Origin of the sequence: Marinobacterium weihaiense, from assembly GCF_019061305.1 — a bacterium.
GTDB classification, from domain to species: Bacteria; Pseudomonadota; Gammaproteobacteria; order Pseudomonadales; family Balneatricaceae; genus Marinobacterium; species Marinobacterium weihaiense.
Genome location: NZ_JAHQZT010000011.1, coordinates 25,756 through 48,642, shown reverse-complemented (window position 1 = coordinate 48,642; position 22,887 = coordinate 25,756). Strand labels below are relative to the sequence as shown.

Here is a 22,887-nt window from a genome sequence, read left to right as displayed (position 1 = left end):
CGGAGTTTACCCATACCGGAAATACTGCCTAAGCCGATTTGGCGATGCGTTGACAAGTGTTTAAAGACAATCCATTAACACTCATTCACGACAAGATCGCAACATTGACATGCCATTATGCACACCCGTTCACCGTGGCAGAATTGACAGGTGTCAGGGTTTGCACCCAGCCCGGCTGTATTTCCGCAGCGGCTGTCTCAGCCCAGACCGCGTTGCGCCACCTGGTCCACAATATGGGCGCCGATCGGAATCGCCGATGTGGCCGCCGGTGAGGGTGCATTGCACACCACCAGCGAGCGCTCCGTATTCACGAACAAGAAATCATCCACCAGGGAGCCATCCGGCGCCACGGCCTGGGCGCGCACACCGGCCGGATAAGGCGTAAGATCATCCAGTGTCAGCTGCGGACAGTACTTGCGCACCTGCTCCAGGTAGCCGCGACGAAACAGGCTGTTCTTCATCTCCATCATGCCCGGTTTGAAGTTGCTGGCCAGCATCTTCAGCAGCCCCGGATAGGTCAACATTTCGACGGTGTCCTTCAGGCTGATATCAGTCTTGCGATACCCTTCCCGCTTGAAGGCCAGCACCGCATTGGGGCCCACCGTCACCGTACCATCGATCATGCGCGTCAAATGCACACCCAGAAACGGCAGGTCCGGGTCCGGAATGGGATAAATAAGGTGATTGACGATCCGGTTGTGCTGCGGCGGCAGCAAGAAGTATTCGCCTCGGAACGGGATAATCTTGAAATCCGGCGTCTGGCCTAGCATGCGCACGATCCGATCCGACATCAGGCCGGCGCAGGCGATCATGAAATCGCCGTCAAAGCGTTCCAGCTCGGTTTCGACTTCAACCCCTTCCAGCTGCTCACGAATGTGCAGCACCTCGGCGTTGTAACGCACCTCTCCCCCATCAGCAACCACCAGCTCTGCCATTTTCTCGCAGATACGGGTGTAGCTGACAATACCGGTGGACGGCACGAAAATGCCGCCAACGCCGGTGATATTCGGCTCGCGCGCCTTGAGCTGATCGGCATCCAGCACCTCGATCGGCAGCTCATTCTCGGCACAGCGTCCGATCAGCCCCTGCATGCGCTCAAGCTCCAGTGCGTTGGTGGCCACCAGTAGCTTGCCACATTCATCGAAGGGAATGGCGTGTTCACGGCAGAACGCCTTGGTGGCGGCGTTACCCTCCTTGCAAAAGCGCGCCTTGAGACTGCCGGGCTTGTAATACACCCCGGCGTGGATTACGCCGGAGTTATGCCCGGTCTGATGCTGTGCCGGGCGACTCTCCTTTTCCAGCACCAGCACACGCTTGTCGGGGAAACGCTGTTGCAACTCGCGTGCCGTGGACAGCCCCAGAATGCCACCGCCAATGACAATAAAATCGAATTGGTTGTGCATCATGCTGCTCCTTCCAGGGTTGCTTTGGGCGCAAGGCGACGGCTATACACGAATAGTGCAATGAATACCGCTGCCGCGATCAGGTCGTATGCCAACTCACCGTGCGGCCACAGCAGACCGACGGCACAGGCACCGCTAAGCAAGCGCAGCACGATATTCAATGGCCCTTCCAGGTGCCCTTCCATGAAACCGACAAAGGCATACAGGCCCAGAACGCCAAATACGAAGATGGTTAGCACCTCCTCGGCGCTGCCGCCGATGAAGCCGGTATAGGCAAACAGCAATGGCACGATATAGAGACCCTTGGCAATCTTCCAGGCGGTGAAACCGGTCATCATCGGCGGTGTGCGGGCAATGGCCGCAGCAGCAAATGCCGTCAGACAGACCGGCGGCGTGACGTTCGAGTCCTGAGACAGCCAGAAAATAATCATATGGGCCGCCAGCAGGATCATGGCCAACTGATCGGCGTCGATCGCCATATCCAGCAACTGTCCCTTGAAGTCTGCTGGCACCTGGGCCAGCAGATTGGCCGCCTGCGTTTCGCTCATGGGTGCAGCCAGCGCCGTCAGGCTGTTGGGGTCAACCAGCATGAAGATGGCACGGGCCGTTTCCGGCAGGTTGCCGTTGATCATCAACTCCAGCAATTCACGTTCGGCCATCAGGCTGTACAGCGCCGGAGCCGACAGGGTCGCCAGGACAATGTAAGCCGCGGTGACCGGCAGACCCATGCCCAGTACCAGCGATGCAATTGCTACCAGCACCAGAGTGATCAGCAGGCTGCCGCCGGCCCAGTCGGTAACCATCAGCGAGAAGGTATTACCGATGCCGGTCATCGCCACCACGTTCACCACCAGGCCGACAGCCACCAGCAGCATCGCAGTAGTAGCCATGTTGCGCGACCCCTGTGCCAGCGCATCCAGAATATCGCGCACACCCATTTTCTTCGGTGACAGCCAGGAGGCCAGCACCACGGAGATAATGGAGATGCCGGCTGCGTAGGTGGGCGTGAAGCCATAGATCAGCAGCGATACCAATACCACCAGCGGCAGCAGGCAGTGCCAACCCTCTTTCAATACGTCTTTGATCGGGCGCACGTCCATTTCTACGGCATGGGCGTGGCTGCGACGCGCTTCCACGCGAACATAAAAGCCGACCGACAGAAAATACAGCAGTGCCGGCAGGGCAGCGATGGCAATGATTTCAACATAGGGAATCTGGGTATAGGACGCCATGATGAACGCCCCCGCCCCCATGACCGGCGGCATCAGCTGACCGCCGGTTGAAGCCGCTGCCTCGACACCTGCGGAGAAGCGCGCCGGGAAGCCGGCCTTGCGCATCAGCGGAATGGTGATCACACCGGTGGACACGGTATTAGCCACGGAGGAACCGGATACGGACCCCATCAGACCAGAACCCAGCACCGCGACAAAACCGGGGCCACCGATCATGCGACCGGCCGCGCAGCGCGACAGTTCGATAATAAAATCACCGGCGCCGGACTTGACCAGGAAAGCCCCGAACAGAATGAACATGAACACGTAGGTCCAGGAGATCCGCGCAATGGAGCCAAACATCCCTTCGGACGAGAAATAGCTTCGATACAGTACGGTTTCCAGGCTCAGGCCCGGAAAATTGAACATGCCATCAACGTACTGCCCCCACCAGAACACGTAACTGAGCGAGAACAGGATCAGGGAAGGAATGAACCAACCGGTGGTACGCCGGGTCATCTCCAGTGCGACCAGGATCGCCACCACGGCGACGATCCAGTCCGTAGTATTGAAGTGCACGCCACGGGCATAGAGCGCATCTTCAAACAGCATCAGGTAAAGCGTGGTGCCGATGGCAACCGCCCCGATCAGCAGATCCACACCGATGGCCCAGCGCGCGTTAGCATGCTTTTTCGACAGCGGCACCATCAGTGCACAGATGAGCGCAAAGCCGGAGAAATGGATGGCCGACACCCACAACTCGGACAGTGTCCCCAGTGTATTGAAATAGATATGCGCCAGCGCAAAGAGCACTCCGGCCCAGTAGACGAAGCGGCCTGTACCGCTGTGTTCGTCACGCTGCGTCAGCTCCATGGCCTTGAGCTGTTCGGCCGTCTGTTGGTCGGTTTGATTGGAAGCAGACATCACTTCATTCCTGATTGCATGAGACAAGAAAGATGCGATCGGCCAAAAATGGCCGATCGCCTATGGCCCTGTTATTCAGCGACCAGGTGATCCGGAATGGTGATTCCGGCTTCACGGTAGTAGCGTGCCGCACCCGGATGCAGCGGTACCGGCAGACCGGCAATCGCCTTTTCCAGTGCCATCGCCTTGGTGGCCTTGTGGATGCTGTTCAGGAACGGCAGGTTTTCATACACAGTCTTGGTCAGCAGGTAGACATCTTCTTCGCTGACGTCATCACGTACGGCGAGGAAGTTCGGCTGCGCCATGGTGTTGATATCGCGAGTCTGGCCCGGGTAGGTATTGGCCGGAATCACGTAACGGGTCCACAGCTTATAGTGGCCGTTGGCCTGAGCCATCTGCTCGTCGGTAAAGTCCAGCACGCGAATATCATCGCCCATGGCAGCATAGGCACGGGTAATGGCAGATGCCGGTACGCCAGCCGGAATGTTCATGCCATCGATGGTGCCGTTCTGCAGCGCATCAGCCGAAGCTCCATAGCCCATGTAAGCCAGGTTGAAGGCGTCGGCATTAATGCCCAAGTTGCCCAGGATGGTGCGGCCGGAGCCCTCGGTACCGGAGTTCTTCTTGCCGATGGAAAATTTCTCGCCCTCCAGGGCTTTGAGGTCAGAAATGGTGCCGGTCTGAGCATATTTGCCACGGACCACGAAGTGCTCCACGTTTTGCCACAGCATGCTGACAGAGCGCAGGTTTTCCTGCTTGCCGGACGCTTCCATAGCACCTTCGCCGTTGCCGGCCCAGGCACCGTACAGGCCCTGAAGGATGGCGAACTGAGCTTCGTTTTCACGCAGCAGCTTGATGTTTTCGCCGGAGCCGGCGGAGTTGATGGCGGACATGGAGATGCCCTGGGTCGGTTCCAGCTTCACCTTGGTCAGGGTAGCCAGCGCAACACCCACCGGATAGTAGGTACCACCGGTGGACGCGGTCGCCAGAATATACGAGCGATTATCGGCCGCCTGTACCAGCGCACTGGAAGTTGCCAGTGTGCCCAGGGTCAAACTCAGGCCCAGTGCCTTGATCAGGGTGCGTTTGCCTTGATTCATGGTGTTTTCCTTATACCTGTTGTCATTATGGTTGTTGTCTTGACACAACAGGTAAGGCACAAATCATGCCAACCAATCAAAAACGCTCAAGTCATTGATATTATTGACCTAGGATCATCTACACACGCCCCGATAAGCAAAAAACCGCCGATATGTCCGCCAAACAATCGGCAATATTCCGCTTATCCGTCGGTAAAATCGCTGCGATTGAGGCCATAGCGCTGCATTTTCTGGTTCAGGGTACGGCGCGGCAGGTCCAGCGCTTCCATTACCGCCTTGATGTTGCCCTGGTGCGTTTCGAGAGCATCCCGAATCAGCTGGGCTTCATATTCCGCTACCTGCACCGCCAGCGGCAGCGACTGCCGATTCATCACCGGCGCGCTCTGCAGCGGCTGCTGACGTGACAACAGTTCCACCAGACTGGCCCGCGGATCAATGGCGTATCGAATGGCAATGTTCTTCAATTCGCGCACGTTACCGGGCCAGGCATAGGACTGCAGCGCATCCAGGTCATGATCCGACAGCGGCCGCGGCTCGCGAGCATGATCAAGGGCGCCACGGTGCACATAATGGGCAAACAGCAGCGGCACATCCTCGATGCGCTCGCGCAGCGGCGGGATGTGCAGCTCGGAGACGCTCAGGCGGTAGAACAGATCCTCGCGGAAGTTGGGGTCATCGCGCAGATCCACCTTGGCGGCCGCGACTACCCGCAGGTCCACCGGAATCGGCGCATTGGCCCCCAGGCGTTCGATCACGTGCTCCTGCAGAGCCCGCAGCATCTTGATCTGCAGATGCAGCGGCATGCTTTCGATTTCATCCAGAAACAGGGTGCCGCCGCTGGCATGCTCAAACTTGCCGATGCGACGCTTGGCCGCATGGGTAAAGGCGCCGGCCTCGTGCCCGAAGAGCTCGCTCTCAATCAGATTTTCCGGGATGGCGCCGCAGTTGATCGGCACGAAGGGGCGCTTGCTGCGGTTGCTGTAGTCATGCAGGCACTGAGCCACCAGCTCCTTGCCGGTTCCGGTTTCACCATAGATGATCACGTTGGTATCCAGCTCGGCCAGCGACAGGATCTCGCGCCGAAGGCGCTGAATGGCCGGTGAAATGCCGATCATGCGGCCATCCAGACCGCTTTGGGTCGCCAGGTTCTGTTGCAGACGCAGGTTTTCCAGCGTCAGGCGCCGCTTTTCACAGGCGCGATGAATACGTTCAACCAGGCGGTCGGGCACATAGGGCTTCTCGATGAAGTCATAAGCCCCGTTACGCATGGCAGCCGTGGCCATGTCAACATCGCCATGGGCCGTAAGCAGGATCACCGGCATGTCGGGCGCCTGCTGCAAGGCCGCCTGCATTAGCTGAAGACCATCCATGCCCGGCATGCGCACATCGGTCAGCAGGATACCCTCGCAAAACGGATCAATCCGCTCCAGTGCGGCTTCGGCACGGCTGAAACTTTCCACGTCAAAGCCGGACAGCTCCAGCCATTGAGTGGTGGCTTCCCGCACCATGGCCTCATCATCCACCAGCAGGACGCGTCCCTGGCTACTCATGACTGTGACTCCTCGCCTGTTGTCTGTGATTCGATGGTCGGTTGTGGCCCTGCTGCGTCGGCGCGATAACAGGGCAGGCGCAGCCGAAAACAGGCGCCTTCACCCTGGTCGATGATGCGGATTTCACCGCCCAGGTCGCGCAAGATACTGCTGACAATGGCCAGCCCCAGACCCAGCCCCTGTCCCACTTCCTTGGTGGTGAAGAAAGGTTCAAACAGCTGCTCGCGCGCCGTCTCGGCGATCCCCGGACCATTGTCGCGGATATCCAGCAACAGGTGCTCGGGCGTGCACTCGACCACGCCGATCCAAAGCCGATGCGCGCCCCTAGTGGATTCCGCCGCACCGGCCATGGCATCGCAAGCGTTCTTGATCAGATTGATCAGTACCTGCTCGTAACGTGCGTTGTCACCGGCGATCAGAATGTCATCGGCAGGCGGCGTATACTGCAGATGAAGTGACAGCTCCTCGAAGCGCCCGCGAAACATCTGCAGTACCTGAGCCATCACCTGTTGCAGGGAGACCGGTTCGATCCGCTCTGGCTTGCGATAGGCAAAGGTTTTCAGCTGCCCGGTGATCAGAGCCATGCGGTCCAGCAGCTGTTCCTGCAATTTCAGATTCTTGCGCAGCCCCTCTGGCTGCTCCAGCAGGCGTTCGGCAATCGCCAGATAGGTGCGCATGGCTGTCATGGGCTGGTTCAGCTCATGTACCACCGAGGCCGACATCCGCCCCAGCGCCGCCAGCTTGCCGGCCTGCACCAGCTCGGCCTGGGCTTCCTGCAATGCCCGAGTGCGCTCTGCAACTTTTTGCTCCAGCGACTCGTTGGCTTCGCGCAGCGCCTGCTCCAGACGCTTGCGGCGGCTGATATCCAGCACTGTAACCAAATACCCCAATTCGGGATGGTGTGTCATCTGCCGGATCGACAGCAACATCGGAAAGGCACTGCCGTCTCCGCGTTGACCGACCACTTCAAGCCCGGTCAGCGGCCGAAAGCGATCGGTGCCCAGCGCCGCCAGTGCCTGCTGCAACGGCTGGGCACTGAACCCCTCACCCAGCAGCTCCATGACCGAGCGATGGCGCACCCGCTCTGCCGACACACCGAAGATCTGCATCGCCATCGGGTTGACCAGCTGCACCCGGCCCCGCTGGTCGATATGCACCAGCCCGACTTGGGCGGTGTTGATGATGTCACGCTGCTGCTCTTCACTGCGTGCCCGCTCGCGCATGCGCTCCAGTTTCAGCCGGTGCTTCTGCCGTGATTCGCGCAGATACAGCAGCAACAGCCCCAGCGCGACACCGCCCCCGAGCACGGAGCCGGCAACCACGCGCGCACGGCTGCGGGCCGGCTGGATATCGGTCAGCACCGAGACCGTCCAGCCCAGATCATCCAGCTCAACCGATTGCAACAGCAGCATCTCCTGCTGGCGGCGCACCTGCTGCACCCGCGTGCCGTCGCCCAGGCGCATTGGCTGGGCAGGCTCCAGCGGCCAGTCCGTCTCGGCCTTGAACACCAGCTGCCCGGAGGCGGCCCGTACCACCAGCGGATACTCCACCGCCAGCTGCTCGCGCAGCTGGGACATGTCCAGGCGCATTACCGCCACACCGGCCAGACGGCTGGTGTAGACCGGCGCCGACATGAACAGGGAGGCTTCGGCGGGTTCGCCATGAAACTGCAGTTCCAGCCCCTGCTCGCCGGCCAGCGCCTGTTGAAAGTAATGTTCATCATGTTGCGACTGCAGCGGAAAAGCATGCTCTTCACGCCAGTTGCTGAACGCCAGCGGCCGACCATCCGTGCCCAGTACAAACAGTGCCGTAGAACCGGCCACCAGATTAACCTGCTCCAGCACCCGATTCACCATCGCCTGATTGGTCGCCTGAGGCTGCAGCAAACGATGCACATCGGTGTTCTGGGCGATCAAAAAGGGCAGGTAATTGTACTGGTTCAGCGTGGTACGCATCTGACTGACGCTGGACAGCAGACGGTCGGCCCCCTGCTCATGCAGACGGGTCATGGCCCAGTCGCGCGCCCAGGCACCGGCGAACCAGGCCAGTCCGACCACCAGCAAGGTGTAGAACAGGGCCACAACCCGGACCGGGTATCGCTGGCGGCTCGGGGTCTCAAGTGGCATGGGCAACTCCTGCAGGCCGAATCAGGCCGTCACACCCGGCGCCGTGCCGGCGCTGACCTGGTCATTCCAGCCCTGGGGATCCAGCATCTCGCCCCGGGTATCATGCGCGGGATAGGCCAGACGGCGGCGGCGGCAGAACTCGGCCACCTTGGGGTGACGCGACTCGAACATCTTGCGCGCGATCCAGTCAGACGGCATGCGCGACTGCGCGTACAGGCCCGCCTTGAGGCGCTGGTCGATCGCTTCAGCCAGTATGATACCCGCTGCCGTGGACACATTCAGCGAGCTGACCACACCTTGCATCGGAATGATGATGTGCTCATCGGCCAGCTCCGCGGCCCGTGGGCTGATGCCCTCTTTCTCGGCCCCCATTATGATGGCGCAGGGGCACGTGTAATCGACCTCGCGGTAGGGCACCGCCTGATCGGAGAAGTGCGCGGCATAGACCCGCATGCCCCGAGCGCGCACAGCCTCGATTGCACTGTCGAGGGTGTCGTGCAGGGCGGTGTCCACCCAGCGATCCGACCCCAGCGCCGTACCACGGTAATTATGATAGCCCTCCCGGGGCCTGACCACCTGCACTTCGGCAATGCCGGCGGCATCACAATTGCGGATCAGCGCTGAAATATTGCGCGGCTTGTGGACCTGCTCGGCAATCAGGGTCAGGTCGGGCTGACGGCGCTGCAGAATCGACAGCAGCTTCTGTTCACGTTCCGGGGTCATCGTCTTCCTCCATCGGGGCGCGCTGACCTTAGCAAAAGCGGATATTTTTTTCAGCTGCTGACGGTCTGTGCCATAATGCAGGCCCGTTTTTCCCTGTCACTGTATGGATACCATGAGCGCACACACCACCATCGCGTACCAGGGCCACCAAGGCGCCTACTCTCACCTGGCCTGTCGCCGGGTTCACCCCGAACTTACGCCCAAAGCCTGCGAGTCCTTTGTGGAAGCGATGTTCATGGTCGAGCGTGGCGAGGCCCAGCTGGCGATGATCCCGCTGGAAAACTCCACCGCCGGTCGCGTGGAAGAGATCTACCGCCTGATGCCCAAGACCCGCCTGCACGTGATCGGCGAACATTTCGAGCCGGTCAACCACTGCCTGCTGGCAGTGCCGGGCACCCGGCTTGAGGATATCAAGACCGTCTCTTCGCACCCTCAGGCACTGGCACAGTGTGCCGAAAACCTGCGCATGCTGGGGATCGAGCCCATTGCCGCTCTGGATACGGCCGGCTCGGCTGCCGAGCTGGCAGAACTGCGCCAGCCGGGGCATGCCGCCATCGCCTCAAGCCTGGCCGCCGAACTGTACGGACTGGAAATTCTAAAGGACAACTTTCAGGACAAGACCGGCAACACCACCCGCTTCATGATTCTGTCCCGTGACCAGATGATTCCGGTGCTGGACCCGGAGGTGCGCTACGTCACCTCGCTGATGTTCCGCGTGCGCAACATTCCCGCCGCGCTGTACAAGGCGCTGGGCGGATTTGCCACCAACGGCGTCAACATGATCAAGCTGGAAAGCTACATGGCGTCCGAAACCATGACCGTCTCCAGCTTTCATCTCGACATCGAAGGCCACCCGCACCAGCAGGCCATGAAGTTTGCCATGCAGGAGCTGCATTTCTTCGCCGAAGAGGTGCGCGTCATCGGCACCTATGAAGCCCACCCCTTCCGCTTCAGCCACCTCAACCTGGAACTCTGAAACCCGAGGCGCTGACGCTAGGCCGGGGTACACTCGCCCCGCAGCGACACCTGCAGCGCCCCGCGCACCTCATCGGCCGTCAGCCCCTGTGCCAGCAGATAGTGCAGCTTGGCAAAGGCGGCTTCGGGGGTCAGATCCAACCCGGGGACCACGCCGATACAGTTCAGCCGGTCGCCGGTGGCATAAGCGCCCTGGCTGACCGCGCCCTGATGGCACTGGGTCAGATTCAGCACCACCTGACCACGCTCACCGGCTTGCGCCAACGCATCGATCAGACCCGGCTCGGCTTCCGGCGGGTTACCAACGCCATAAGTCATCAAGACCAGTCCCTTCACCGTATCCGGCGCCAGTGCCTCGCGCACCAGCCGTGCCGGCATGCCGGGATAAACCCCCAGCATGACGACGGCCTCGGGATCGTACGGACGGATGTCGAACGCGACCGGGGCTAGCGGCAACAGCAGGTCCTGCCGCAGGGCCAGTTCGATCCCCGCCTGCCCCAGCCAGGGGAAGTTGGGTGAGTCGAAGGCATCCAGGCCACTGCTTTTCACCTTGCGACTGCGATTGCCACGCAACAGGCGTCCATTGAAGCAGATACACACCTCGGCCAACTCCGGTCGCGACGCCAACATCAGCGCCGTGACCAGATTGTCCAGCGCATCACTGCGCGACTCGCTCAACGGAATCTGTGAGCCGGTCAGAATCACCGGCTTGTCTTGGCTCGCCAGCATGAAGGACAGCGCCGAGGCGGTATAAGCCATGGTGTCGGTACCGTGCAAAATCACGAAGCCGCTGTACGCGTGCCAGTGCGTCTGCAGGGTCCGTGCGATGCGCGCCCAGTCATCCGGCACCAGGCTGGCACTGTCGAGCAACCGGTCATACTCCAGCAGTTCGAACGGTGGCAATGCGCGTTCGCCCAGCTGTGCCCGCAGCCGGGCCTCCAGTCCCGCCTGGGGCACATAGCCGGCTGCCGAGGCCACCATGCCGATGGTGCCACCGGTGTAGATCACCAATACGCGGGCATTCATGACGCCGCCGCGACCGGCGCCAGCATGGCCAGCGGGCTGAGAATGGCATCCAGCTGCGCCTCCGGCAGTAACCCCTCTTCCAGCACCAATTCACGCACTGTCGAGCCGCTGTTCAGGGCACGGGCCGCAATGCGGGTGGAGTTGCTGTAGCCGATATGCGGCACCAGCGCGGTGACGATGCCGATGCTGTTGTCCAGATGGCGGGCACACTGCTCCTCGTTGGCACGAATGCCCGTGATGCAGCGGGTTTCCAGCATGGTGCACGCCGAGGTCAGCATCTTGATCGAGTTGAGCAGGTTGTACACAATCATCGGCTCCATGGCATTGAGCTGCAGCTGACCGGCTTCCGCCGCCAGCGTCACGGCCAGATCCGCCGCAATCACCTGATAGGCGGTCTGGTTGACCGCTTCGGGAATGACCGGATTGACCTTGCCCGGCATGATCGAGGAACCCGGTTGCATCGGCGGCAGCAGAATTTCGCCCAGACCGGTACGCGGCCCGCTGGAGAGCAGGCGCAGGTCGTTGCACATCTTGCCCAATTTGATGGCAAAGCGCTTGAGAATGCCCGAGAACATGACAAAGGCACCCATGTCCGAGCTGGCTTCCATCAGGTTGCTCGCCGACACCACCGGCTTGCCGGAGAGTTCTGCCAGGCGACGCACGGCCAGCTGCTGATAACCCGCCGGCGCATTGATGCCGGTACCGATGGCGGTCCCGCCCAGATTGACCTCGCACAGCAGGCGACCGGCCTCGTGCAGGCGGTCGATATCCTCGGCCAGGTTGACGGCGAAGGCTTCGAACTCCTGTCCCAGCGTCATCGGCACGGCATCCTGCAACTGAGTACGCCCCATCTTGACGATGTGACCGAACTCCCGCCCTTTTTCCTCCAGCGACGCGATCAGGCTGCGAATGGCCTGCTCCAGCGGCTCGGCTGCAAACTGCACCGCCAGACACACCGCAGTCGGATAGGCATCATTGGTCGACTGGGAACGGTTGACGTCATCATTGGGGTGCAGGTACTGATATTCGCCCTTGCCATGTCCCAGCTTCTCCAGCGCCAGGTTGGCAATCACCTCGTTGGCGTTCATGTTGGTCGAGGTGCCGGCGCCGCCCTGGATCAGATCCACGACAAACTGATCATGCAGATGGCCTCCGTCGATCTCGGCACAGGCCGCCATGATGGCATCTGCCTTTTCGGCCGACAGCACACCCAGCTCCCGGTTGGCCCAGGCGGCCGCCGACTTGACCTGTACCAGCGCACGCACCAGCGCGGGAAAGTGGCTGATCGGCACGCCGGTAATGGCAAAGTTGTCGAGCGCACGCTGGGTTTGAATACCGTACCAGGCCTCTGCCGGAACAGCCAGATCACCTAAAAGATCATGTTCAATGCGCGTTTTCATGGTTTGCATCAGACCTTTGCTAACGGAATAAAAAGGCTCCCGGGGTCGGCAACAGTCCGGGAGCAAATGGAGAAGAAAGGGTTAGTTGCCCGCTTTCAGTGCGGCTTCACGTTGCTTGAGTCGTTCCAGGTCTTCCGGCTCGATCTCCCAGGCATCCTGATCCACGTTCATATCGCGGAACTGGCTGGCATCGAACACCGGTTGCTCAACCCCGTCCGCCACCTGGCGATCAAAGTCGCGCAGGATACGCAGGCCCGGCTTGATCAGGAACAGCAGCGCAATCAGGTTCACCAGCGCCAGCAGGCCCATGGTGATATCAGCAAAGCCGAACACGGTGCTCAGATCGGTGGTCGAGCCCCAGCACACCAGACCGATGATCAGCACACGAAAACCGTTGAGCAGGTTCGCGTTTTCGGTGCTGAAAAAGTTGAGGCTGTTCTCACCCAGATAATAGTTGTAGAGCACGGTACTGAAGCCGAACAGCAGCAGTGCGATGCTGACAAAGATGCGTCCCCAGTCACCCACGTGATCCGCCAGAGCCGACTGCGTCAATGCCACGCCTTCGACACTGACACCACTGCCCGGTTCGTAAACGCCACTGAGGAGAATGATGAACGCCGTGGCCGAACAGATAATCAGCGTATCGATGAACACGGAGAACGCCTGCACGATGCCCTGGTTCGCCGGGTGCGGCACATAGGCCACCGCTGCCACGTTGGGCGCACTGCCCAGACCCGCCTCGTTGGAGAACAGACCACGCTTGACGCCCATCAGAATGGCTGCACCGATACCGCCGCCGACCAACGGCTCCAGGCCGAAGGCACTTTTTACGATCAGGGACAGGACATCCGGGATACGGTCGAAGTTCATTCCCAGCACCACAAAGGCGATCAGCAGATAGCCACCCGCCATGACCGGCACCAACACCTCGGCCACCTTGGCGATACGCTTGACGCCGCCGAAGATGATCATGCCGACAATCATGGCCAGGCCGATACCGGTGTAGAACACGGGCACACCGAAGGCATCACCCACGGAGGTCGCCACCGCGTAGGACTGCAGCGCCGTAAAGCAGAATCCGAAGGTTACCAGCAGCAGCACCGAATACAGCGCGGCCAGCCATTTCCAGCGCGGCCCCAGGCCACGGGCGATATAGTGCGCTGGACCGCCGCGGTAGGTACCGTCAGGCTCGGCCTGTTTGTAGGTCTGCGCCAGCGTACATTCCAGAAAGCTGGTCGCCATGCCCATCATGCCAACCACCCACATCCAGAATACGGCGCCGGGCCCGCCCAGAGTGATGGCAACGGCCACACCAGCAATGTTGCCGCCACCAACACGGCCGGCCACAGACAGCAGCAAGGCCTGAAAGGAGCTCAGATGGCCATGCTTGTCGTGCTTGAACGCCTGACTGGCACCAAGAATTCGGAACATGCGACCGAAGTAGCGAAACTGAACGAATCGGGAGGCCACGGTGAAGCCGACGCCGATCGCGATCAACAAGGCGATCAGTATCTTGCCCCAAAGAATATCGTTGAGAAAATCCAACATCGATGTACTCCGCTATTCTTGTTGTGAGAAAGCGAAGCATTTAACCAGCCACGGTGCGCTGTTAAAATTTGACACACTGGCTACGGGATGGCGCATTTTGATGCGGTTAGCGCATCACTCGGGAATAGCGCTTATTGGCGCACTTTTCACCACAACGGCTCTCCATCACGAGGTCACGCGTTTGAACGAAGATTTTGCTCAGAACCTGCGCCTGCTGTGCAGCTATCACAAGTCCATTGCCGAAGTCTGTCGTCGGCTGGAGATCAACCGCCCCCAGTTCAACCGCTACCTCAGCGGTCGTTACAAGCCCTCAGCCAATACGCTGCGGCGACTGTGTGACTTTTTCGGGGTGGAAGTGCATGAAATCCTGTTGCCGCACGATCAGTTTCAGCGTCTGGTACAGGTACGCCCCGGCCAGCACCCATCGACCGCCCCCGCCAGCGACCTGATCAGCGAGCATGTCGATCACCTGTGCCGCATTGGCAAAAGCGGCCTGGATCGCTACCTGGGGCACTATTTCGAGTACTACCTGTCGATGTCAACGCCTGGCAAGCTGATACGTACGCTGGTCAGCATCGAAGAACACGACGGGCGCTACCTGTTTCAGCGTACCGAACGCATGCAGCCGGAGCCCGGCCAGCCGGCCTGCCACAACCGCTACCAGGGCGTGGTGGTCATGCTCAGTGACCGCCTGTTTCTGAGCGACTATGAAACCCTGAACCGACACGAACTGACGCAGACCATTCTGTTCCCCAGCTTCCGAAACCGGCTGACGCGCCTGACCGGGCTGCGCATCGGCGTATCCGATAACAGCGAACGCATGCCCTGCTGCACCCGGGTGCTCTATGAATATCTGGGCACGCACATCCGCGTACGCAAAGCACTGGCAATGTGCGGGCTGATCGAGCCGAACAGTGAAGGCCTGGACCCGGCCATAGTCGCGGCCGTCAGCAATACAATGCGGGAGGATGAAATACACTTTCGGGCACGCCATCACACCGGCCGCTAGCGGGGTGGGCACGGCTGGCATCGGAGTCGCCGGTGTTGCACTGCACAAAAAAACGCCTTGTTAGAACAAAAGCGTCTAAACACGCTATTGTGCATCGCACAAAATCGGTTAGTATTTAACCTGTTCTGGTGACAGAACACGGGGGAGAGCCCTCTTCCTGGCGCTCTTTCGGATTCCCGTTTCCAACTCTGGCCGTTTTGAGTTGTTTGCACATTGGGCCCCACCTGTTTCAGGCGGGGCCTTTTTTTGCTTGATAATCAGGAGGCTGATCGTTTTTTCTGCGCTTCGCGCTGCTCCGCCTTGAGCTGGCGACGCTTCTCGATCACATCATTGGCCTCGGCACCGATATGAGCCTCGCCACGCGCCTTGGCCAGCTGCGCCTGCTTTTCGCGCTGCACAAAACGCTCGCGCTGGCGCTCGGTCAGACGATCAAAACAGTGCGGGCAACTGACGCCCTTTTCATACTGCTCGCTGGCCTTGTCCTCTGCGGTGATCGGCATACGGCAGGCGTGACACTGGTCGTATTCACCCTTTTCCAGACTGTGGTTGACCGAGACGCGGTTGTCGAAGACAAAGCATTCGCCCTCCCACATCGTCTGCTCCTGCGGCACCTCTTCCAGGTATTTGAGGATCCCGCCTTCCAGGTGATACACCTCGTCGAAGCCCTGCTCTTTCAGGTAGGCCGTGGACTTTTCGCAACGGATACCGCCGGTGCAGAACATGGCCACTTTCTTGTGCTTCTGCGGGTCCAGATTCTCCTGCACATACTGCGGAAATTCACGGAAGGTATCGGTCTGCGGGTTGACCGCATGTTTGAAGGTGCCGATCTGCACTTCGTAGTCATTACGGGTGTCAATCAGGATCACGTCCGTGTCAGAGATCAGCGCATTCCAGTCCTGCGGCTTGACGTAGGTGCCGACCACACGCTTGGGATCGATGCCCTCGACACCCAGGGTGACGATCTCTTTCTTCAGCTTTACCTTGGTGCGGTAGAAGGGATTACTCTCGTCGAACGATTCCTTGTAGTCCAGCTCGGCCAGACGCGGGTCGGACTTGAGCCAGGCCAGCACCGCATCGATGCCTTCACGGCTGCCGGCGATGGTGCCGTTGATGCCTTCACTGGCCAGCAGCAGGGTGCCACGCACGCCCTGCTCCACCATCAAATCATGCAGCGGCTGACGCAGCTGCTCGAAGTTTTCCAGAGTAACGAATTTGTACAGGGCACAGACTACAGTGCTGGACATGGGGTTTTCCTGTTCTTGCGGTCCGGAGCGTAAATCCGGAGCATGAATGAAGAGGTGGCCGGAAACTGCATCCAGCCCGCCTCGGGTGAATCAGAGCGCCTGCTCGCGAGCCGCGCGCTCCTGAAGTTTTTTCAATACCCGCGATACGGCAACAAAGCCGAAGGTCGCGGTCACCACCGTGGTGGCACCAAAGCCGCCGGCGCAATCGAGACGGGTGCCGTTTTCCATCACGCTTTTCTGCTGACAGACGCTGCCGTCCGGCTGCGGGTAGCGCAGCTGCTCTTCCGAGTAGACGCACTCCACGGCAAAGCGGCGACCGCTGCTGCTGAAACGGTAATGGCGACGCAGAAAGGAGCGCACCTTGGCGGCCAGCGGATCGGTCTGGGTGCGGGTCAGGTCGGCCACGCGAATCAGGGTCGGATCGACCTGGCCACCGGCGCCGCCGATGGTGATCACCGGCACTTTGCGCCGCTTGCACCAGGCGATGATGGCCGCCTTGTCCTTGACGCTGTCGATGGCATCGACCACGTAACTGAGCTCTTCGTGCAGCAGCTCATCCAGATTGTCACGGGTGGCAAAGGCTTCCACCTCATGCACCAGGCAATCCGGGTTGATATCGCGAATCCGATCCGCCATCACCGCCACCTTGGACTGACCGATGGTAGAGCTGAGTGCATGGATCTGGCGGTTTGTATTGGTGACACAGACATCGTCCAGATCGATCAGGGTGATTTCCCCAATGCCGCTGCGGGCCAACGCCTCAGCCACCCAGGAACCCACGCCACCGATGCCGATCACGGCCACATGAGAACGCTGGAACAGCGCCAACTCATCCAGACCATACAGACGGGCGGTGCCGCCAAAGCGTTGATCGACAGCCTCACTCATCGTCGAAATCATCCTCGGTCAACTCGGTCAGTACGGTTTCGCCGCACCCATTGCACTTGCCTTCGATAAAGATCATGCCAAAGAGTTCATACTCCTCGGGGTCACACATCCCCAGCCCCAGCTGCTGGCAATGATCACACCAGGTGTCGGTCAGAAACAGTTGCTGTTCTTCAGTTTCGCGGGCGTAAAAATCCCGCGGCACGCGATTTTCGTTCATTTTTTGATCAGTCATCATAGGGCGCGCATGATAGTTCAGTTATCGGCACCATGCCAGCGCAGGGAAAAGGGATCGGACCAGTCGCCCGCCAGCAATTCGTCCAGCGCGGGCAGATGGAACAGCTCACCAATGGACGGATCGGCACGAAAGACGAACAACTCCTTGCCCAGGATAAATCTCAGCTGCCAGGCGTGGAGGTAGGTGCGATCCGGTATCGGTTCGACGATTTCGTGGTAGATGGCATCGCCGATAATGGGCGCGCCGATGCTTTTCAGCGCCACCCGAATCTGGTGCGTTTTACCGGTATAGGGACGGCAGAGAAAGGCTCTCAGACCCGGCTGGAGAGAGGCGCTGTAAAATTCGGTACGGGCAAAATTGTCACGTTCACGGGTCAGACGCCAGCTGCTGCGTCGACTGCGTACCATGCCGCCTTCAACTCGCCCCTGCTTTTTGGAGGGCTTGCGATCACTCAACGCCAGATACAGCTTGCTGACACGCTGCTCGGCAAAGGCAGCCGATAGCTCGGCAGCCACGGCGGCCGAGAGCGCGAACACCATAACGCCCGATGTCACCTTGTCCAGACGGTGCACCGGCCAGACCTTTTGTCCCAGCACCTGCTCCAACAGCATGGCGAGCCCGGCGTCCTGATCATCCTTGTGCATGCTGATGCCCGGCGCCTTGTCGATTACAACAAAGCGCGGGGTATGTTCGATAATCGTGAAGGCGGCTGCGGTTTTGAACTGGCTCACCAGTTCATCACCTGCTTGACGAAGGGGACGGTAATCTTGCGCTGGGCGCTCAACGAGGCCACATCCAGCTTGTCCAGTGTCACCAGCAGGTGCGCCATGTTGCGGCTGCCGTGATGCATCAGGTAGCGAATGACTTCGTCACTCAGCTGCAGGCCACGGGCACGGGCGCGGGCCTTGAGCGCCACCACCTTGGTGTCATCGTCCAGTGGCTGCAGCTGGAACACCATGCCCCAGTTAAGACGGGACTCCAGATCTGCCAGTTTGATGCCCAGCTTGGCCGGCGGCAGACTGGCGGCGATGATCAGCACATGTCCGTTGGCACGCATCCGGTTATAAAGATGGAACAACGCTTCTTCCCAGGCCGCATCGCCGGCAACCTGTTCGAGATTGTCGATGCACACCAAATCCAGCTGATCGAAATCTTCCAGAATACGCGGGCCGTATTCTTTCAACTCGGCCAGCGGCAGATAAACCGCGCTGCGACGGACAGGGTCAGACGCATGGCAGCAGGACTGCAACAGGTGAGAGCATCCGGTGCCGACATGGCCCCACAGGTAAAGGTACTGTTCACCAAAACCCGACGCTGCCTTTTCCAGGGCAGCACAAACCAACCCGTTGCGACCACGCACGAAGTTTTCGAAACGGGCATCGTCTCTGAGACCAATCCCCAAGGGTAGCTGCATGGGTGCAGCGGTACGACTGTTCTGTTTCTGTGTCACTGCAAGCGTCTTAATGGGTGTGCCTAAACCGGTAATTGCGTCCAGCCAATAAATGACGCGCGTAACTCTAACACAGAGCGCCCGCAACCTGATAAACTAGCTCGATAATTTTTTACCGATTATTTCCCGCTTTAAAGGTTGACTACACCCATGTCTACAGGTTCTGAAAAAACTTCCCTGAGCTACAAGGATGCCGGCGTTGATATCGATGCAGGTAACGCCCTGGTCGAGCGTATTAAAGGTGTCGCCAAACGCACTGCCCGTCCTGAAGTGATGGGTGGACTGGGTGGTTTCGGCGCGCTGTGCGAACTGCCGGAAGGTTACAAGAAACCGGTACTGGTAACCGGCACCGACGGTGTCGGCACCAAGCTGCGCCTGGCGATGGACTTGGGCAAGCATGACACCATTGGTATCGACCTGGTGGCCATGTGCGTCAACGACTTGGTTGTGGCCGGTGCCGAGCCGCTGCTGTTCCTAGATTACTATGCCACAGGCCGCCTCAACGTCGACATGGCAGCAGACGTCGTCACCGGCATCGGTGCCGGCTGTGAACTGGCCGGTGCCGCACTGGTTGGCGGCGAAACGGCCGAAATGCCAGGTATGTACGAAGGGGATGACTATGACCTGGCCGGTTTCTGTGTCGGCGTGGTGGAAAAGGACGAAATCATCGACGGCAAACAGGTTCAGGTCGGTGACGCGCTGATCGGTCTGGCCTCTTCCGGGCCGCATTCCAACGGCTACTCGCTGATCCGCAAGATCCTGGAAGTCACCAATGCCGACCTGCAGCAGCCGATGGGTGACAAAACCCTGGCCGAAGCCCTGCTGGAACCGACCCGCATCTACGTCAAGCAGCTGCTGAAACTGATTCGCGAATCTCAGGTCAATGCCCTGTCGCATATCACGGGTGGCGGCCTGCTGGAAAACATTCCGCGCGTACTGCCGGAATCCGCCAAGGCCGTGATTGATGTCACTTCCTGGGAAATGCCGCCGGTATTCAAGTGGCTGCAGGAAGGCGGCAACGTTGAAACCCGTGAAATGTACCGCACTCTGAACTGCGGCGTGGGCATGGTCATTGCCGTTCCGGCTGACAAGGCTGACGAAGCGATCGCACTATTGCAGGGCGAAGGCGAAAACGCCTGGCTGATCGGTCAGATCGAAGCCGCCACTGAAGGCGAAGAGCAGGTCGAACTGCGCGGCCTGGAGGCCTGAGATGGCGCCGAAACGGATTGTAGTACTGATATCCGGCAGCGGCTCCAACCTGCAGGCGATTCTGGACCAGACGCTTGAGGGCCAGATCAACGGCACCATCGAGGCGGTCATTTGCAACCGCCCGGGTGCCTTTGGTCTGACCCGGGCCGAACAGGCGGGCATCGACGCCCGCCTGCTCGACCACAAGCAGTTTACCGATCGCGAAAGCTTCGATGCAGCCCTGATCGAACTAATCGACAGTTACACCCCCGATCTGGTGATTCTGGCCGGTTTCATGCGCATTCTGACGCCGGAATTGGTGCGCCACTATCAGGGCCGCCTGTTTAACATTCACCCGTCTCTACTGCCCAAGTACAAGGGCCTGCACACGCACCAGCGTGCGCTGGAAGCCGGTGATGCCGAACATGGCTGCACCGTACACTTTGTCACCGAAGAGCTGGATGGCGGCCCCCTAATCGTACAGGCCAAAACCGATATTCTTACCGACGATGATGAACAGAGCCTGCAGCAACGCGTCCACCAGCTCGAGCACCAGATCTACCCGCTGGCCGTACAGTGGTTCTGCGCTGGCCGCCTGAGTCTGGACCAGACTGGTGTACGGTTTGATGGCGAACTTCTGCCCGCATCCGGTTACCAATACACCACCCGCTAATCACGGAGGTTGTATGCGCCTGACACTTGCCACCCTGCTGACCGGCTGCCTGATTGGCAGCCTGCCGGCATACGCCGATACCGCTCCATTGCCGGCCTTCAAGGCCACTTACACCACCGCCTTCGACATGGGCATCTCACTTAATGGCGAGGCGGTGCGCCAGCTCTCCCCGACCGAGAACGGTCAGTGGCGTTTCAGCTCCGAGGCGGAAGCCATGATGGCCGGCATCAGCGAGGTCACACGCTTCAGCTACCAGCCGTCTGCCATCCAGCCGCTCAGCTACCGCTATCACCGCAAGGTACTGGGCAAGAGCCGCAAGGCCAGCCTCGACTTCGACTGGAACCAGCAATCCGTCACGACCACCGTGAAGGACAAGCCGTGGACAATGGAGATTCCGTTAGCCACTCAGGACAAGCTCAGTTACCAGCTGCAGATGCGCCTGGACCTGCTGGCCGGCAAGCGGGACATGACCTATGCGGTTGCCGACGGCGGCAAGCTAAAGCAATACCGCTTCACGGTCACCGGTGAAGAAGAAGTTGAAACGCCGTACGGCCGCTTCAATGCTGTTCGCGTCATGCGTGACCGCGGTGAAGATGCCGACCGTGAAACCCTTATCTGGCTAGCCCCGGAGCTGGACTACCTGATTGTCCGCCTTGAACAGACCGAAACCGACGGCAAGACCTACGCTCTGCTGCTGAAGAACCTGGAGATCCCATGAGCGCAAGCCTGATCGACCTGACTGAAGCCCGCCTGCTGGCACGTGAACAGTCATCCCTGGATAACCCGGACGAGCTGTTCTATTGCAGCTACCTGATCGGTCACCTGAACCTAGTGGCCGCCGAACAGCCCGCCTCCAACGAGACGTTTTTGCACGATGTCCAGGAAAGCCTCGAGTCGGCCTTTGCCGTCGATCAACTGACCGAACAGGACAAGTCCGGCATCAAGTCACTGTGGAATGATGTCTGCGGTGATACCGCCTCCTCCGTGGCCAGCTGATCCAGCACATCCACCAGCAGCACACGTTGCTCATCCAGCGCCAAGGTCAGCGTGAAACAGCGCTGGCCACCGCTGATATCCACATAAGGTGCTGATCGCAGCATACGCCGTTCATAATCACTGGATGCAACCAATTGGTAAAACCAGGGACGCCAACTCCAGTTGTGACCGAGCACAGCACTATCTTGCTGCCACTGTGCGTCTCGATACGCGTAGTTGGGTGAAATCTGAATGCCGTCACGGTTGCAGACGAAGCAACGCAGCACGACCGGATCGGGGATATAGCGCTGCAAGGCAAGCAGGCAATCCTCACTGGCCAGCAACAACTCGCGCAGGGCAAGCAACTGCCCCTGCAGCCCTTCAAGTTGCCACTGGCGCCGCGCCGACTGCTCCACCATTAACGCCAGATACTGCTGCAGCAATACCTGTACCTGTGCCTGATAGCAGTCAACGGATACAAACTCTTCCACCGCAGGGGCAAACAGAAAGCCTTGCACGTAACTGGCATTGCATTGCAGTGCAAGAAAGAACTCGTCGACTGTTTCCACACCTTCAAAGATGAGCGTGCTACCCAAACGGGCAGCCATGTCACCGATGGTGTGCAATAACGCACTTTCCTGGTGCCCGATTGCACTGTTTTGGAACATTCGCATGTCGACTTTCAACAGATCCGGCGTAAAAGACAGCAGCCGGTCCAGCTGCTGAAAGCCAGTTCCGAAGTCGTCCAGGGCGATGCGCATCAAATGGGAGCGATACCGGTCGGCTAGCTGCCGAATTCGAGCCTGATCGCCGCCGTGCTCGGTAATCTCGATCACCACGCACTGCGGGTCCACGCCACAGCGATCAATCATGCCCAGAGTTGGCAGAGGGTCGTCCGCCGAATGGCGCGCAAACCACTCCGGTGACAGATTGAGCGTCAGGAACGTGCCCTCAGGGCCATTGGCAAAGGCTTCCAGTGCCAGATCGCGCACCTGACGGTCCAGCCCCAGGCGCTCCTCCGCCTTGACAGCCGGATCCTGAAAGCGCGCGCCGGCGGACACCACCCGTCCTTCCTCGTCATACTGCCGCGCCAGCGCTTCATAACCGGCCACACGCCCGGTTGCCACCTCGATAATCGGTTGGAACCAGGGAAATACGGATGCTTGCATGGACACCTCTATTCAAGAAACAGATTGCCTCTCGAGCAAGCAAAAGCCGGGCCAACCCTAACAGCCGAGA

21 protein-coding genes are annotated in these 22,887 nt (G+C 59.8%); 6 read left to right on the top strand and 15 right to left on the bottom strand.

Annotation, left to right across the window (positions count from 1 at the left end):
- Window positions 1-197: 197 nt before the first annotated feature.
- The 6 genes from lhgO to trmH form a co-directional block, all read right to left on the bottom strand.
- Entirely contained in the window at window positions 198-1,403 is a 1,206-nt protein-coding gene (gene lhgO / locus KTN04_RS10180) for an L-2-hydroxyglutarate oxidase (protein WP_217335124.1), read from the bottom strand.
- Entirely contained in the window at window positions 1,403-3,538 is a 2,136-nt protein-coding gene (locus KTN04_RS10175; protein WP_217335123.1) for a TRAP transporter permease, read from the bottom strand. The genes lhgO and KTN04_RS10175 overlap by 1 nt, the downstream gene beginning before the upstream one ends.
- Window positions 3,539-3,609: 71 nt before the next feature.
- Entirely contained in the window at window positions 3,610-4,638 is a 1,029-nt protein-coding gene (locus tag KTN04_RS10170) for a TAXI family TRAP transporter solute-binding subunit (protein ID WP_217335122.1), read from the bottom strand.
- Between the two features lie 182 nt (window positions 4,639-4,820).
- Window positions 4,821-6,188 carry a sigma-54-dependent transcriptional regulator gene (locus KTN04_RS10165; RefSeq protein ID WP_217335121.1) on the bottom strand — a complete coding sequence of 456 codons (1,368 nt, stop codon included), beginning with the start codon at window positions 6,186-6,188 and terminating at the stop codon, window positions 4,821-4,823.
- Window positions 6,185-8,314, bottom strand: a complete 2,130-nt coding sequence (locus KTN04_RS10160; RefSeq protein WP_217335120.1) for an ATP-binding protein — start codon at window positions 8,312-8,314, stop codon at window positions 6,185-6,187. The genes KTN04_RS10165 and KTN04_RS10160 overlap by 4 nt, the downstream gene beginning before the upstream one ends.
- 21 nt (window positions 8,315-8,335) lie before the next feature.
- Entirely contained in the window at window positions 8,336-9,037 is a 702-nt protein-coding gene (gene trmH, locus KTN04_RS10155; RefSeq protein WP_217335119.1) for a tRNA (guanosine(18)-2'-O)-methyltransferase TrmH, read from the bottom strand.
- A gap of 112 nt (window positions 9,038-9,149) precedes the next feature.
- On the opposite strand from trmH, the gene KTN04_RS10150 reads away from it, so the two are divergent.
- The gene (locus KTN04_RS10150) at window positions 9,150-10,013 is read left to right on the top strand and encodes a prephenate dehydratase (RefSeq protein ID WP_217335118.1); all 864 of its coding nucleotides are present in this window, start codon (window positions 9,150-9,152) and stop codon (window positions 10,011-10,013) included.
- 17 nt (window positions 10,014-10,030) lie between these two features.
- Here the strand turns inward: KTN04_RS10150 and KTN04_RS10145 are convergent, their stop codons facing one another.
- The 3 genes from KTN04_RS10145 to KTN04_RS10135 form a co-directional block, all read right to left on the bottom strand.
- Complete coding sequence (locus KTN04_RS10145) at window positions 10,031-11,038, bottom strand: type I asparaginase (RefSeq protein ID WP_217335117.1); 1,008 nt, start codon at window positions 11,036-11,038, stop codon at window positions 10,031-10,033.
- Window positions 11,035-12,438, bottom strand: coding sequence for an aspartate ammonia-lyase (locus tag KTN04_RS10140; protein ID WP_217335168.1), 1,404 nt, complete (start codon window positions 12,436-12,438; stop codon window positions 11,035-11,037). The genes KTN04_RS10145 and KTN04_RS10140 overlap by 4 nt, the downstream gene beginning before the upstream one ends.
- Before the next feature lie 81 nt (window positions 12,439-12,519).
- A complete protein-coding gene (locus tag KTN04_RS10135) occupies window positions 12,520-13,986 on the bottom strand; it encodes an alanine/glycine:cation symporter family protein (RefSeq protein WP_217335116.1) in 1,467 nt (488 codons plus the stop codon).
- 181 nt (window positions 13,987-14,167) lie between these two features.
- On the opposite strand from KTN04_RS10135, the gene KTN04_RS10130 reads away from it, so the two are divergent.
- Window positions 14,168-14,995 (top strand): helix-turn-helix transcriptional regulator, encoded by an 828-nt coding sequence (locus KTN04_RS10130; RefSeq protein ID WP_217335115.1) that lies wholly within the window; start codon window positions 14,168-14,170, stop codon window positions 14,993-14,995.
- A gap of 257 nt (window positions 14,996-15,252) precedes the next feature.
- Here KTN04_RS10130 and trhO read toward each other — a convergent pair whose 3' ends face one another.
- The 5 genes from trhO to hda all read right to left on the bottom strand — a co-directional run bounded on the left by trhO (window position 15,253) and on the right by hda (window position 18,776).
- Window positions 15,253-16,239 carry an oxygen-dependent tRNA uridine(34) hydroxylase TrhO gene (gene trhO / locus KTN04_RS10125; RefSeq protein WP_217335114.1) on the bottom strand — a complete coding sequence of 329 codons (987 nt, stop codon included), beginning with the start codon at window positions 16,237-16,239 and terminating at the stop codon, window positions 15,253-15,255.
- Between the two features lie 90 nt (window positions 16,240-16,329).
- On the bottom strand, window positions 16,330-17,127 hold the full coding sequence (gene tcdA, locus KTN04_RS10120) for a tRNA cyclic N6-threonylcarbamoyladenosine(37) synthase TcdA (protein ID WP_217335113.1): 798 nt from the start codon (window positions 17,125-17,127) through the stop codon (window positions 16,330-16,332).
- On the bottom strand, window positions 17,120-17,344 hold the full coding sequence (locus KTN04_RS10115; RefSeq protein ID WP_254262491.1) for a hypothetical protein: 225 nt from the start codon (window positions 17,342-17,344) through the stop codon (window positions 17,120-17,122). Before KTN04_RS10115 ends, tcdA begins: the two co-directional genes overlap by 8 nt.
- A gap of 35 nt (window positions 17,345-17,379) precedes the next feature.
- A complete protein-coding gene (locus KTN04_RS10110) occupies window positions 17,380-18,093 on the bottom strand; it encodes a TIGR01621 family pseudouridine synthase (RefSeq protein ID WP_328515982.1) in 714 nt (237 codons plus the stop codon).
- On the bottom strand, window positions 18,090-18,776 hold the full coding sequence (gene hda, locus KTN04_RS10105) for a DnaA regulatory inactivator Hda (RefSeq protein WP_217335166.1): 687 nt from the start codon (window positions 18,774-18,776) through the stop codon (window positions 18,090-18,092). Before hda ends, KTN04_RS10110 begins: the two co-directional genes overlap by 4 nt.
- Window positions 18,777-18,962: 186 nt before the next feature.
- Here hda and purM point away from each other — a divergent pair, with 186 nt between their 5' ends.
- Genes purM through KTN04_RS10085 form a run of 4 tightly spaced genes read left to right on the top strand, consistent with a single transcriptional unit; the run spans window position 18,963 to window position 21,669 of the window.
- Window positions 18,963-20,021, top strand: coding sequence for a phosphoribosylformylglycinamidine cyclo-ligase (purM, locus tag KTN04_RS10100; protein ID WP_217335111.1), 1,059 nt, complete (start codon window positions 18,963-18,965; stop codon window positions 20,019-20,021).
- Between the two features lies 1 nt (window position 20,022).
- Complete coding sequence (purN, locus tag KTN04_RS10095; RefSeq protein ID WP_217335110.1) at window positions 20,023-20,673, top strand: phosphoribosylglycinamide formyltransferase; 651 nt, start codon at window positions 20,023-20,025, stop codon at window positions 20,671-20,673.
- Window positions 20,674-20,686: 13 nt separating this feature from the next.
- Window positions 20,687-21,391 (top strand): DUF3108 domain-containing protein, encoded by a 705-nt coding sequence (locus KTN04_RS10090; RefSeq protein ID WP_217335109.1) that lies wholly within the window; start codon window positions 20,687-20,689, stop codon window positions 21,389-21,391.
- Window positions 21,388-21,669: a YfcL family protein gene (locus KTN04_RS10085; RefSeq protein ID WP_217335108.1), complete on the top strand. Its 282-nt coding sequence runs from the start codon at window positions 21,388-21,390 to the stop codon at window positions 21,667-21,669. Before KTN04_RS10090 ends, KTN04_RS10085 begins: the two co-directional genes overlap by 4 nt.
- On the opposite strand, the gene KTN04_RS10080 is transcribed toward KTN04_RS10085, so the two are convergent.
- Window positions 21,585-22,817, bottom strand: a complete 1,233-nt coding sequence (locus tag KTN04_RS10080) for an EAL domain-containing protein (protein WP_217335107.1) — start codon at window positions 22,815-22,817, stop codon at window positions 21,585-21,587. The two genes, KTN04_RS10085 and KTN04_RS10080, sit on opposite strands and share 85 nt — an antisense overlap.
- Window positions 22,818-22,887 lie beyond the last annotated feature (70 nt).

Bases quoted from the DNA above. Each gene is read 5' to 3' on its own strand.
- lhgO (WP_217335124.1), bottom strand. From the start codon at position 1,403: ATGCACAACCAATTCGATTTTATTGTCATTGGCGGTGGCATTCTGGGG.
- KTN04_RS10175 (WP_217335123.1), bottom strand. From the start codon at position 3,538: ATGTCTGCTTCCAATCAAACCGACCAACAGACGGCCGAACAGCTCAAG.
- KTN04_RS10170 (WP_217335122.1), bottom strand. From the start codon at position 4,638: ATGAATCAAGGCAAACGCACCCTGATCAAGGCACTGGGCCTGAGTTTG.
- KTN04_RS10165 (WP_217335121.1), bottom strand. From the start codon at position 6,188: ATGAGTAGCCAGGGACGCGTCCTGCTGGTGGATGATGAGGCCATGGTG.
- KTN04_RS10160 (WP_217335120.1), bottom strand. From the start codon at position 8,314: ATGCCACTTGAGACCCCGAGCCGCCAGCGATACCCGGTCCGGGTTGTG.
- trmH (WP_217335119.1), bottom strand. From the start codon at position 9,037: ATGACCCCGGAACGTGAACAGAAGCTGCTGTCGATTCTGCAGCGCCGT.
- KTN04_RS10150 (WP_217335118.1), top strand. From the start codon at position 9,150: ATGAGCGCACACACCACCATCGCGTACCAGGGCCACCAAGGCGCCTAC.
- KTN04_RS10145 (WP_217335117.1), bottom strand. From the start codon at position 11,038: ATGAATGCCCGCGTATTGGTGATCTACACCGGTGGCACCATCGGCATG.
- KTN04_RS10140 (WP_217335168.1), bottom strand. From the start codon at position 12,438: ATGAAAACGCGCATTGAACATGATCTTTTAGGTGATCTGGCTGTTCCG.
- KTN04_RS10135 (WP_217335116.1), bottom strand. From the start codon at position 13,986: ATGTTGGATTTTCTCAACGATATTCTTTGGGGCAAGATACTGATCGCC.
- trhO (WP_217335114.1), bottom strand. From the start codon at position 16,239: ATGTCCAGCACTGTAGTCTGTGCCCTGTACAAATTCGTTACTCTGGAA.
- tcdA (WP_217335113.1), bottom strand. From the start codon at position 17,127: ATGAGTGAGGCTGTCGATCAACGCTTTGGCGGCACCGCCCGTCTGTAT.
- KTN04_RS10115 (WP_254262491.1), bottom strand. From the start codon at position 17,344: ATGAACGAAAATCGCGTGCCGCGGGATTTTTACGCCCGCGAAACTGAA.
- hda (WP_217335166.1), bottom strand. From the start codon at position 18,776: ATGCAGCTACCCTTGGGGATTGGTCTCAGAGACGATGCCCGTTTCGAA.
- purM (WP_217335111.1), top strand. From the start codon at position 18,963: ATGTCTACAGGTTCTGAAAAAACTTCCCTGAGCTACAAGGATGCCGGC.
- purN (WP_217335110.1), top strand. From the start codon at position 20,023: ATGGCGCCGAAACGGATTGTAGTACTGATATCCGGCAGCGGCTCCAAC.
- KTN04_RS10090 (WP_217335109.1), top strand. From the start codon at position 20,687: ATGCGCCTGACACTTGCCACCCTGCTGACCGGCTGCCTGATTGGCAGC.
- KTN04_RS10085 (WP_217335108.1), top strand. From the start codon at position 21,388: ATGAGCGCAAGCCTGATCGACCTGACTGAAGCCCGCCTGCTGGCACGT.
- KTN04_RS10080 (WP_217335107.1), bottom strand. From the start codon at position 22,817: ATGCAAGCATCCGTATTTCCCTGGTTCCAACCGATTATCGAGGTGGCA.